The 12538-nt window shown below is 56.8% G+C and carries 8 protein-coding genes and 1 pseudogene; 7 read left to right on the forward strand and 2 right to left on the reverse strand.

Translation table 11 applies throughout. The annotated features are described in order from the left end of the window. The first annotated feature begins 2 nt into the window (after nucleotides 1-2). From TMO_RS29005 to TMO_RS03630, 6 genes are all read left to right on the forward strand, one after another. Complete coding sequence (locus TMO_RS29005) at nucleotides 3-2567, forward strand: YjbH domain-containing protein (protein ID WP_014744231.1); 2565 nt, start codon at nucleotides 3-5, stop codon at nucleotides 2565-2567. A 278-nt stretch (nucleotides 2568-2845) separates the two neighbouring features. After that, entirely contained in the window at nucleotides 2846-3652 is an 807-nt protein-coding gene (gene rfbF / locus TMO_RS03610) for a glucose-1-phosphate cytidylyltransferase (RefSeq protein WP_014744232.1), read from the forward strand. A 351-nt stretch (nucleotides 3653-4003) separates the two neighbouring features. Further along, a complete protein-coding gene (locus tag TMO_RS03615) occupies nucleotides 4004-5029 on the forward strand; it encodes a glycosyltransferase family 2 protein (protein ID WP_014744233.1) in 1026 nt (341 codons plus the stop codon). A 168-nt stretch (nucleotides 5030-5197) separates the two neighbouring features. Beyond that, entirely contained in the window at nucleotides 5198-6619 is a 1422-nt protein-coding gene (locus TMO_RS03620) for a mannose-1-phosphate guanylyltransferase/mannose-6-phosphate isomerase (protein WP_014744234.1), read from the forward strand. Nucleotides 6620-6647: 28 nt separating this feature from the next. After that, nucleotides 6648-7451, forward strand: a complete 804-nt coding sequence (locus TMO_RS03625; RefSeq protein WP_041604813.1) for a hypothetical protein — start codon at nucleotides 6648-6650, stop codon at nucleotides 7449-7451. Between the two features lie 20 nt (nucleotides 7452-7471). After that, complete coding sequence (locus tag TMO_RS03630) at nucleotides 7472-8950, forward strand: hypothetical protein (RefSeq protein ID WP_041604814.1); 1479 nt, start codon at nucleotides 7472-7474, stop codon at nucleotides 8948-8950. Here TMO_RS03630 and TMO_RS03635 read toward each other — a convergent pair. Both TMO_RS03635 and TMO_RS30230 read right to left on the reverse strand, forming a co-directional pair. After that, nucleotides 8913-9754 (reverse strand): annotated as a pseudogene (locus TMO_RS03635) (IS5 family transposase). The gene TMO_RS03630 and the pseudogene TMO_RS03635 sit on opposite strands and share 38 nt — an antisense overlap. A 264-nt stretch (nucleotides 9755-10018) precedes the next feature. Then, a protein-coding gene (locus TMO_RS30230; RefSeq protein WP_086015130.1) for an IS630 family transposase occupies nucleotides 10019-11091 on the reverse strand; the annotation gives its coding sequence in 2 pieces (ribosomal slippage) (nucleotides 10019-10599 and nucleotides 10599-11091; 1074 coding nt in all). A gap of 282 nt (nucleotides 11092-11373) precedes the next feature. On the opposite strand from TMO_RS30230, the gene TMO_RS31990 reads away from it, so the two are divergent. Beyond that, nucleotides 11374-12498, forward strand: a complete 1125-nt coding sequence (locus TMO_RS31990; RefSeq protein ID WP_228382259.1) for a nitroreductase family protein — start codon at nucleotides 11374-11376, stop codon at nucleotides 12496-12498. The last annotated feature ends 40 nt before the right edge of the window (nucleotides 12499-12538 follow it).

Raw genomic sequence — 12538 nt, forward strand, 5'->3', positions numbered from 1 at the left:
CAGTGAAGGTGAAGGGCGCGTATCTGGTGGTGGTCAACGTTCTGTTGGCCACCACCTTTGCGGCAGGAAACGCAACAACGGCGGCTGCACAGCAGGTGCGGGAAGCCGGGAACATTTGGGAGAAGCCACTTCTCCCTAATGTTTCCGACTATGGGGGTATTGGAGCCCTTCAGACACCCACCGCGCGCTTCGGACAGGACGGACAGTTTCTGGTCGGTATCTCCCTTGTATCGCCCTATCATCGTTACTTCATTAATCTGCAGGCGTTGCCATGGTTGGAAGGAACCTTCCGTTATACACGGATTACTGATCGACCTTACAGTTCTCTGGACGGGTTTGCGGACGGGCAGGATTATAAGGACCGGAGTGTCGACATTAAGGTTCGTCTTTCTCAGGAGAGTAAAGATTGGCCGGAAATCGCTGTGGGCTTTCGCGACCTGGGGGGTACCGGACTCTTCGGTAGCGAATACGTGGTTGCGTCAAAAAAGTTCGGCGAATTTGATGTGGCCGGCGGCCTGGGTTTTGGCGCGATGGGAACCCGGGCGCATTTGGACAATCCGCTGGGCATCTTTTTTGACCGCTTTGACAACCGCGTCGGAGGGGCGGATTCTCCAGGCGGAGTTGGTACCGCGTTCTTTACCGGGCCTATCGCACTCTTTGGCAGCATAAGCTACCTATGGAAAGATGTTCCTCTACTGGAGGATGATCTCCGCTTTACAGTAGAATATGACCCGAATAATTACAAAGATGATCCTGCCTTCTCGGATCTGACACCAAAGTCGCCCTTGAATTTCGGCGTTACCTGGCAGCCGGCGAGCTGGATACAGGTGGCAGCCGGCTTTGAGCGGGGTGATACTGCGATGGCACGGGTCTCCTTGTTTGCTGACTTCCACAATGGCTTTAACCCGCTCATGGATAAAGGCGTCCCGCCGGAGATCAGCATGCGCGGCCGGGAGGGCCCGCAAGGTGTGTCGCCGGAGAGGGCAATCGATCCGGCGCCGACGGCGGCGGCTTGGCTTCCCGAGCTTGCGGAAGCGAGCGTAAGGGCTGCGGCGGCCGGCTACCAGATGACCGTTCTCCGCTTCGAGATACACGACGACAAGGCTTTGCTGGATCTTGCGGGGGGGATTCCGGGGCGGGATCTGGGGGACGCCTTTGATATGGCAGTTGCTGCAGCGAAGGCCGTGCCGTCAGAGGTGGAGACGATACACATTCGCCTTATGGCGTCGAACAAAGCGCCGTTGGTAACCTGGACCGCGGCAAAGAGCGACCTGCTGAAGGGGGAGGCGGCATCGTCCATCGGATCCGCTTCCGCTGATACCGGCGGCGGCGCTCCGACCCTGGTGCGGCAGCCTGCGGATTCCGGCAAGATTGCTGAACGCCTGTTCGCTGTGGCGGAGGAGAATGACGTCGTCATCGATCGGCTGGAACTGAACGGAGATACGGCGCGGATTTTTGTCGGCAACATGCCGTTCCGGAACTTTGTGACATCGGCAGGTCGCGTGGCTCGGGTCGCAACACAGGCTATGCCGGCTGAAATCGAGCGGCTGGCTATCGTGCTTGGTGATGACGGGCTGCCGGTGCTTGAGTTGACGATTTTGAGAAGCCACATCGAGCGCCTTGGGAAAGACGAGGCGACGCCTGAGGAAATTTGGCACAAAAGCCTCATTGCGCAGGCAGCTCCACCTTCAGATGATGCTGTACTGAACACGAGTCAGTTTCCCGCGTTCGATTGGTCGATAGCGCCCCGCACCCGGCAGCAGATCGGAGGGCCGGACGCCTTCCTGATCTATCAGTTGTATATGCGGGCTCAGGCATCGATCCGCCCCACACCGGGAACGGAGATCGATGGTTATGTGGGTATGAACATAACCAACAACTATGACGATCTTACCCTCGAATCGGATAGCCGATTGCCGCGGGTTCGCAGTGATATCAAGAACTATCTCAAAGAAGGGGAAACCTGGATCGGTCGCTTGCAGGGTGCCTATTATACGTCACTTGCACCTGGTCTCTATGCCACGGCGTATGCGGGGCTTCTCGAAGAGATGTTCGGCGGTGTCGGCGGTGAGGTTCTCTACAAGTCGATCGGATCGCCCTGGGCATACGGAGTTGATGTGAATTGGGTGAAGCAGCGCGATTATGATGGGATGTTTGGCTTCCGTGACTACAGCACCGTTACCGGGCATGTCGGCGTGTATTATGATTTGCCGTTCTGGAATCTGAATAGCTCAATCCGCGCGGGCCGCTATCTTGCAAAAGACTGGGGGGCGACGTTTGAACTGTCTCGCGAGTTCGACAGCGGAATTCGGGCGGGTGTCTTCGCCACACTCACAGATGTTTCCGCCGCGGATTTCGGCGAGGGTAGCTTTGACAAGGGCTTTTTCCTGAGCATCCCATTGGATATTTATGCGACGCGTCCCACCAAAACACGCTTCGGCATAACTTATAGGCCCGTCACACGCGACGGTGGCGCCCAGCTCAACCGCTCCAGCGCTTTGATCGGCCGTGTCGCCGGATACGACGTCGAGCATGCCGCGAGGTATTGGCCGGATTTGATGGACTGACGCCAGCGGCCGGCGGCATCGCTCCGCATTAACCATATCAGCCTCCTTTATCGCTTCCCATTCGGGGCAAAAGGGGGGGTGACGACTGTTCCGAGGGCGTAAACATCTCGTAATATCAAAAGGATCCCGCAGGTGCGGTGGTGTGCGTGTGGCTTGTGGCGTCGCCACCAACATGGTATATGGAACGGGCACGATCGGAGCGAACAACCGCGAATGCTCCCGGCGCTTGGTGGTCGGGTCCGACAGTCGCGGCTTCAAGAGGCGATAAGACCGCTATCATGACTCCTCCTCATCCTTCTTCCATCCCCGTTTTTATCCTTTGCGGCGGGCTCGGCACGCGCATCAAGGAAGAGACTGAATTCCGGCCAAAGCCGATGGTTCCGGTGGGGGATAAACCGATTATCTGGCACATCATGCGAATCTATTCGCATTTTGGCTTCAGAAAATTCGTCCTCTGCATGGGGTATAAATCGGAGGTAATTCGCAATTACTTCCTGAATTTTTACTCGATGAACAGCGACGCCACGGTTAACCTCGTCGACAACAGTGTCACCTATCACCAGATCAACCATGATTGCGACTGGGAAGTGACGCTTGCCTATACAGGCGAGAAGACCATGACCGGCGCCCGGATCGCGATGGCGTTTGATCGATACATCGGGGATGCGCCGACCTTCGCCGTGACCTATGGCGATGGCGTCACTGATGCAGATCTCGCTGCCGAGCTGGCTTTTCACCAGGCACATGGCAAGGTCGGAACCGTGCTGGGCGTTAATCCCCCGTCACGTTTCGGCGAATTCCAGATGGATGGTAATCAGCTGCAGGCATTCGCCGAGAAGCCCGAGATCATCCATGCGTGGATCAACGGCGGTTTCTTCTTCTTTAATCGGGGTTTCCGCGAGTATCTCTCGACTGACGCGTCGTTGGTGCTGGAGCAAACTCCTTTGTCGCGCCTCGCTGCGGATGGAGAGTTGCATGTCTACAAGCATGGTGGCTTCTGGCAGTGCATGGACACGCAGCGTGATCGGGAGCATCTGACGGCAATGTGGGAGCAGGGCAAAGCGCCTTGGGCTCATAAGGACTGAGATCTCGTGAGAGATGAGATCCACTGCCTGCCTGCAGGGCGATGTGCCCGGGAGGTGTGGCTGCCTTGCGAGCACCTGACTGGCAGATCAAGAGGCTGGCAGAGGCAGCCAGCCTCTGGCGCCTCGCCTGACAGGCAATGTGCTCAGGCATGCCGTACCCGGCCGGGCCGTCAGGGGCGCTGGAACATGATCGTGTGATATGGAGGAGGCCGGGCTTTTCGGCCCTGCCGTGACAATACCGAAAGGGTTCGGCCAGCCTTCGCCAGAAGGCTGACATCTCCTCCGAGGGGCGATCTGTCCCACCGTCTCAATCCGCCTCATTTCGAGGCAGTCAGAGAGGGAGCCAGAAGTATGATCCCCGTTTCTGAGAGCGTTGTCCGGGAGGCAGCCCCCTGGATCGCCGAAGGACGCAGGCCGACCATCGGGGTGGCGGTCATCACCTATACCGCGAAAAAGATGCTCCCGCACTGCCTCCCGCCGTTGCTCGCCTCGCCGTTGAAGCCGCGGGTGCTGGTGGTTAACTCATCTTCCAATGATGGTACCGTTGAGCTCGCGCAGGAAATGGGGGCCGAAACCCTTGTGGTTCCCCGACGGTCTTTTAATCACGGCATGACGCGAGAACATGCACGACGTGTCCTGGGAACGGACATTGTGGTGATGATCACGCCGGATGCCTATGCGACATCGCCGGATATGATTGGCCACCTGGTGGCGCCGATCGTGGACGGGCTGGCCGCCGTCACTTATGCTCGTCAGATACCGCATACAGGCGCGGGAATCTTTGAAAGGTTCGCGCGCGAGTTCAATTATCCGCCTGAAAGCCACATCCGTTCCTACGATGAGCGCGCCAGGTGGGGCAGCTTTCTCTACTTCTGCTCGGATAGCTGTGCAGCGTGGTCCAATCCCGCCCTCGACGCAATTGATGGCATCGGACCTACGCTGACCATGGAGGACGCCATTGGTGCAGCTAAGTTGCTGCAGCGTGGACATCGTATTGCTTATGTGGCTGAAGCCATAGTGCATCATTCCCACACCTACAGTCTGAAGCAGGAGTTCAGACGTATGTTCGACGTGGGATATGAGCGGCGCCGTCAGAAGGAGCTGCTACTGAGCAGCGGCGGAGATGAAGCGCGCGGCAGCCGGTATGTGAAAGCGCTGATGAGGCAGCTGCTGCGAGAACAACCCCATCTGATTCTATATGCTGTCCTTCAGAACGCTGCCAAATTGGCGGGCTACAAACTGGGGTACCATGCAATGAATCTCCCGCGCAGCTGGATTCCCAGGTTGAGTGGGCAGGATTTCTACTGGACCAGTGAAGCGTTTGAACTCAGGGAGGGACGCGAATGGGGGGAGATCCCGGCGCGCTCTCCGTCCTGAAGGGACCAGGAAACTGACAGGCGGCTCCGCCTTGTTGCAAAGTCGCGCTAGCGAGATCATGCCGTTGCTGGGGGGCCGCCAGCTGTTGTCCGGTGGCTTCTGTATCGTTTTTATCAATGTACCGTCAGCCGGATGCGCTTCCGGCGAAGATGCAGGAGAAGACATTCGATGAGCGTGATCGTGCCGGTGATCCTGTGCGGTGGCGGCGGAAGCCGGTTGTGGCCGCTATCTCGGAAGTCTCTTCCGAAACAGTTTTTGCCACTTGTTGGTTCACAGACCATGCTCCAGGAGACCCTGCAGCGCGTCGCTCCGTCGGCTGGGTTTTCGTCTCCTGTCCTGATCTGCAATGAGGAACATCGCTTTCTTGTGGCGGAACAGACCCGGGCGACAGGTATACAACCTGCCGCTATTGTTCTCGAGCCGGTGGGGAGAAATACGGCACCTGCCATTGCAGTGGCTGCGAGGGCGGTTCAGGACGTCGATCCACACGCGCTCATGCTTGTTCTCCCGTCGGATCACGTGATCGGAAAGGCGGATGAGTTCCGGGCTGCCGTTGCGGCGGCTGCCGCGTCGGCGGCCGATGGTGCCTTTGTGACGTTTGGAATTCGGCCCACCGGTCCGCACACCGGGTATGGTTACATCGAAGCTGGAGATGTCGCAGGCGACGGCCTGTTTGCGATCCGCAGATTTCATGAGAAGCCGACCCTGCAGACAGCGACGGAATATCTCGATGCAGGCGGCTTCTACTGGAATAGCGGCATGTTTATGTTTCCGGTTGCGGGCATATTGCAGGAACTCGACGCATTAGCTCCAGACGTATTTCGAGCAGCCCTCCAGGCCTACGGAGCACGCTCTGCGGATCTGGATTTCGTTCGGTTGTCTCGGGCGGAGTTTGAAGAAGCGCCGGATGTTTCCATTGATGTTGCTGTCATGGAGCAGACCCGGCGCGGTCTTGTGATGCCGGTCGATATCGGTTGGTCTGACGTTGGAACCTGGGATGCTCTGTGGGAGATCAGTCCGCAAGATGATACGCGTTCCGTTATTGTCGGCGATGTCATAACGAATGGCGTCACCGGCAGTTATCTTCGGAGCGAGGGGCCCATGGTGGCAGCGGTTGGTGTTGAAGACCTGATCGTGGTTGCAACGCGGGACGCCGTCCTGGTGTCGTCGCTTTCACATGCCCAGGACGTCAAGAAGGTTGTCGAGTCCCTCATTCTGGAGCACCGTTCAGAAGCGGAGACGAGCGACACGGTCTATCGCCCGTGGGGTAATTATACCGGCATCGATCTTGGCGAGCGTTTCCAGGTGAAACGGATTGTGGTGGAGCCGGGGAAGAAGTTGTCGTTGCAGATGCATCACCATCGGGCTGAACATTGGATTGTCGTCAGTGGAACTGCGGAAGTTACCTGTGATGATCGGACGTTCCTGCTGAATGAAAACCAATCGACGTTCATCCCGCAGGGGGCCGTACATCGCCTCGCCAATCCCGGCCGAATTCCACTCCATTTGATTGAGGTCCAGTCCGGATCTTATCTAGGGGAAGATGATATCGTCCGCATAGCGGATGAGTTTGGGCGTGTAGCGGGATGACGCTGCGAAGCGACTGGAGTTTTGCCCGGTGAAGAAGTTTAGTCTCCTGCTTCTGACCTTTATTTTGTTTACCGGCTTGGCTTGGGTGATCATCAAGCAGCTGTCGTTTGATTATGATATCTATCGAACGAGTGAGATCATATATGTTGATCAGGCATCGATTGATAGAAGCCAGTCCAGTGGTGCTGGCGGCCTCCTGTTTGGCAACACGGATGCCAGCAAGCGCATCACCGAATTCATCCAGATCACGCAAGGTAAGAGCGCGGCCATCGCACTCCTGAAGGAGCCGTCGGTTCGACAGGAAGTGGCGTATTGGCGTAGCAACCAGTTTTTGTCCTCGCGTCAGGTTTCTCCGGAGGATCTGCGCCCCGAGGATGTCGTTGCGTTTATCAATAAGTCGGTGACTGTGACAGTACTGCATGACAGCGGCATCCTTCAGCTGGAATTTGTCGCGTCGACGCCAGAGATGTCCCATCGCTTTCTGGACTTGCTTACTCAGTATTTTATTGAGTTCAGCCGATCCAACGCTCTGGCCGGGCTTCTTAAGCAGAGGGAGGAACTCTATTCGGAGCTCTCGCGTGCGACAATTGTATCCGTCGGGCAGGCGTTGTCGAACCAGATCTCTACCATTTCAACTCGAATTGCTCTGGCAAACGCAGACGCGACCTTCGGAATCAAGATTCTGGATGCTGCTTACACAGGCCAAAAGCCAGCTAACATGAGTCCCATGATTCAGGCTGGGCTTGCTATTTTTGCAGGCATTGTCCTTAGTTTCATGGTCTATATCCTTATCCAGATCATTAACTATGCGAGGCGGGAAGAATCTCAGTGAGTACTGCACGAGCAGCTCCCATGATGTCTGGAGATGGCCTGACGCGGAACGAGTACCGTCCCTTTGCGTCCAAGATGACGTGCGCGGTCTTCGTTTTTCTCGTCCTGATGAACGGCTTCGCAGGGGCGCTGCCTGTTGATGCTCCGGCTGCGGTGGCGCTCTTTGTCGTCGCCGCACCCGTTTATTCAGTTCTTGTACTCATTAACTTGAAGTCGGTTCCGTATCCCAAGTTTTCGCTCTTCGTGCTCGTATCCCTAATGATCTCGCTCGCGCAAGCTAGCACAATGTATAATCTTGCATTTAATATTTATTATGCGAGCGCTGCACTTTTTATCATTCTGGTTTTTTATATGATCAGAAATCGCATGCTATCGATAACTAGTATATTTCGTTATACATATATATCTATTGCATTTGCCATATATTTTTCGGTGTTTGACTTCCTGTTCTTGGTTTCGCGATCTGGGGGATTGTATCGGGGTACCTGGGGTTATTCTCTGTTTTTTGATGATAAATCGCATTACACGGTTTTCATTGGCTTCTTCCTTTTTTTGGGGGCCATGGTTCTAAGGGACATTGCTCGCGAGCGTAAACTTCAGGGCGTCTACCCCTCAATCTGGTTCAGCCGGGTCGTGCCGCTGTGGATCGTATTTAATTCGGTTGTCGCTCTGATGATGTCCAGCACGACGATGTCGCGGCTCATTGTGTTTTTCGTTCCTGCTTTTGTGTTTCAGGTGTATTACGCCGTCGAGTGCCTGTTCTTCCTGGGAAAAAGATACGATCAACACAAGAAGGTCTCCCTCTTCTATGTGTTCACGTTGATCTTCTTGATCATCGGGCTAATTGTTTTCATCGCAGCTGGTGATGCCATCGTCAACAATCCGACGTTCCGGCGTGTCATTATGGTTCTGGAACAGCAGCAGGATAATTCATTCAAAGCTCATGTTCTGCTTATCGAGCTCGCAATCCGTTCCAAGTTTTTGAGCCTCAGCAATTTTATATTTGGTGTTGGGCTTGGCAATTACCAGCATGAGATTCTTGAGAACGGACTCGCATTGGAATTGACGAGCCACATGAGTGTCTATCGAACGGCGGCACGCGGTTATCTTCCCGCCCACTCGGTATGGGGCACCTTGTGGATCGAGGCCAATATTGCAGTGTTTCTGGTCGTTATGTGCGGTATCCTATGGATAGTTGCGCAAGGCATAATTCGGGGAGTATTTGCAGCCAGCGCCTTTGCGTTGGGGTTGATCGGTAGCTCTATGTTCTATAACACGATCAACGAACCCTTCTACTTCGTTATGTGGCTATGTGTCATTGCCAGTATATTTCATAACCGGTACGATTGGGGTGGCGTTGTCGTTCCGAAAGGCGCGCCGATGAGGAAGCGGCGCCGTATGGCCCCGTCCGCTCCCATACAGGCGCCGTCGGAGGAGTCTGAGAGTCCGTCCGAGAAGTTATCTATGATTTCCGGCTCCTTGCGATTCTCCGCATCATGATCCGGATCATGGCGAGGCGGAGAAATGCCAGAGCCATCCGTGAGAGGTTCTCGAAGTCCTTGGCCAGCCTGCGGCAGCGGCCGAGCCATCCGAAGGTCCGTTCGACGATCCAGCGTTTGGGCAGGACCTGGAAGCCCTTTGCGGTATCGGAACGCTTGACGATTTCCAGGTGCCAGACGCCGAGTTCACGCACGGCGGCAGCCGTGGCGGCGCCCTGATAGCCACCATCGGCGAAGATGCGCTCGATGAACGGAAACAGGCGGCGGACCTCTTTCAGCACCGGCAACGCACCGTCCCGATCCTGGATGTCGGCAGGCTGGATCTGCGCTTCCAGCATCATGCCGAGCGTGTCGACGACGATGTGCCGCTTCTTGCCTTTGACCTTTTTGCCCGCGTCGTAGCCCGACGGATCGATCCGCGCCCCCCTTTTTCCGCGCTTTTGACGCTCTGGCTGTCGATGATTGCCACGCTCGGTCCGGCCTCTTTCCCGGCCAACTCGCGGACATCCACGAACAGGGCATGGTGGATCCGCGCCAGCGTGCCATCCCATTCCCACAGGCCCAGATATTCATGCACCGTGCTCCGCGGCGGCAGATCCTTGGGCAGGGCCCGCCATTGGCAGCCGGTCATCAGCACATAGAATACGCCGTTCAGAACCTCGCGGACATCGACCGTGCGCTGTCGACCGCCGCGCTTCGCGGGCGGGATCAGCGGTTCGACCAGCGCTCATTCTTCATCCGTCAGGTTGCTCGGATATCTCAACCCCGGCCGCTCATAAATCCGGCGGCTTTCCCTCGTCCACATTCTGTCCGCTCCCATTTCCTTTGGGGCGGCATCGAATCACAACAGATTCACCGGATTCAATAACATTCCGGACGGGCCCTCAGATTCTTGCGTCGAGAATTCCCTTAATATATGCAAGGCTGTGATCTGGATGTGATAAAGCAATGGTCGGAATATTTAAGGGATATAGGCCATTCCAAGGCAGAATGCGAGGAATGGCCTGGGCAGGTCGGCAATAGCGCTGGTATCAGGCTCAACGGGCCGGCTAATACCAATCTGCAATAATCAGAACCCATGAGCCCAGCGCCTCAACCCAATGGACATGATCTTCCATGGCTGGCTGATGAGCTTGTTCCAGGCATGGCAGCACATGGCGATGATCTGGTCGTAGGATTCGAAGACGCGGTTTGACAGCCAGTTGTCACGCATGAACTGCCAGACATTCTCGACCGGGTTGAGTTCCGGGGATCTGGGCGGCAGGACCATGATGGTGATGTTCGCCGGTACGACCAGCTTGTCGGTCATATGCCATCCGGCCCGATCCATCATCAGCATGGCGTGCGCTCCGGGCGCGACCTGGGTGGCGATCTCATCGAGATGCCATTGCATGCCACGGGTATCGCAGCGGGGCAGGATCAGGGCGGCGCCGGCACCGCGTTCAGGGCACACGGCCCCAAAGATGCAGGCCGACCTGGTGCGTTGATCCTGGGGCGCTACAGGACGTGTTCCTCGCCTGGCCCAGCGTCGCGTGCCCCTTCTTGCCATCTTGTTCTTCTGGCCGATCCGGGCTTCATCCTGCCACCACAGCTCTATCCCGGTTCCCGGCGGTAAGGCGGCTTCGATTTCTGCCAGTCTGGTCTGGAATTTTTTTTAAAGTCTTCAAGCGCTTCGACATCCTGGGCATGGTGACGGGGCCGGGCTGACAGCTTGCGGAACCCCATCGCCTTCAGCTCTCGTCCCACTGTCGTCTCGTCGATCGAGATGCCGAATTCCTCGAAGATCCAGTGCGCCAGATCCTTGAGCCGCCAACGCACCACACCGTCAACCGCCGGGGTTGGCCCGCGCACCACTTTTTCCGCCAGTGCCTGACGCTGGGCAGCGTTCAGCTTCGGCACCGCACCAGGCGCCTTGCGATCGATCAGCCCGTCCGGCCCGTGGGCGTTGAAACGCAGAACCCAATCCCGAATGATCTGCAGGCCCACGCCGCCCAGCTGGGCCGCCGAACGTCTGCTGCCGCCATCGTAGATCAAGGCAAGCGCCAGCAGGCGGCGTGTCTGATCGGCATCTTTCGACCGTCGGGCCAGGGCACGAAGGCCGGCGCCGTCATAATCGGGGCGAAGGGGGATCGGTGCTGCCATGGGGATCGCTCCGGCTGTTTGCCGGAGTGACTCATAATCTGCTGGTCTTGGGAATCCCCTATCGTGAGTCGGGGGCAGCGCTCATTGGTATCAGACCGATCTGCTGTTGCAGTCTTGAGGTGTCGACAGAAGGTGATCCCGTTGCGATTGCATGGCTCACGCGTTATGTCGCCGGGTTAGTTCAAGGGCATTTCACGGATCTGTCTGCATCTTTCGCACCGCCTGCCGTACTGCTCTTCTTTCGGTCGCTCCGGCGTGCGCCCGCACGACCGGATGACCCGGATGGAGCCCTCATTGCCTAAATACGATGATCGCGACCGCCATGAGGTGGGCCATTCTCTGCCACTTGTGGTATTTGATAGTGATCGGCACGGCGCCCACTGCCGCCGATTATGTCTGGAGATGAGGGGTATCGTGCTGAAACGGGCTTTGGCATCACGGTTGTCCGCCCCGACGAAACTGAAGCTTCGCCGGATTGCAAACCGTATCTTGATCCTGCCTAATTATGTCTATGACCTGCGACGCTTCGTGGCCTCATCGACCGCTGCGCGGGAGGCGGACGATCTGGAGCGACTGTCTGCGCATATCACGATGGACTATCATAGAATAGAGAAAGGTTTGGCTCTGCCGGTTCCTCGTCCGGGATTTGGCCAGGATGTTGTGGAGCGTCTCCTCGCATTCATTCCAGAGTACGAGAATAAATACGGACCTGCGGATGTGACTTGCACTGCGCGCGCGGCGCTGGCGGAGTATCAGCAGTTTAATGCGGAGCAGGGGCTACAGCTGCCGAAGCTTGACGCATTTCTCAATCGCTCTGAAATGAATGGTGCCGCGGGTGGCACAGTGCTGCTCTCAAAAGAGGATCTCTTTCCTTTTGATGGAGAAGCAGCGCGTCGTTTTGTTCTGAGCCGGAGAAGCGTTCGCCAGTTCACTGGCCAGGCGATTGCCAAGGATGTAATCGAGGAGGCTGTCTATCTTGCCCAACGCGCACCTTCTGTCTGCAATCGTCAGTCTGCGCGAGTATTCGTGACCCACGATCCGGCACGAATGGCCGAAGTGCTCTCCTTCCAGAACGGCAATCGAGGCTTCGGTGACACGCTTGGTGCTGTCTTCGTGATTACGGCGGATATGCGTGCTTTTACGACGATGGGGGAGCGCAATCAGGCTTGGATTGATGGAGGCATCTTCGCGATGTCATTGGCCATGAGCTTGCATGCGCTCGGTTTGGGGGCCTGTATGCTCAATTGGAGCGTAGAGGCACGCCACGACAAACTCGCCCGTGCCGCGATGGGCATCGGGGATGAATATGCGATCATCACCATGCTGGGAGCCGGATATCCGAAGGACACTGTCCGGATTGCGGCCTCACCCCGCCGCGACGTCTCGAGCATATTGAGTTGGCTTTGACGGTGATTACGCCCGTCAATACTGCAAGGCAGAACGAGGA

This window comes from Tistrella mobilis KA081020-065 (genome assembly GCF_000264455.2).
Lineage (GTDB): Bacteria > Pseudomonadota > Alphaproteobacteria > Tistrellales > Tistrellaceae > Tistrella > Tistrella mobilis.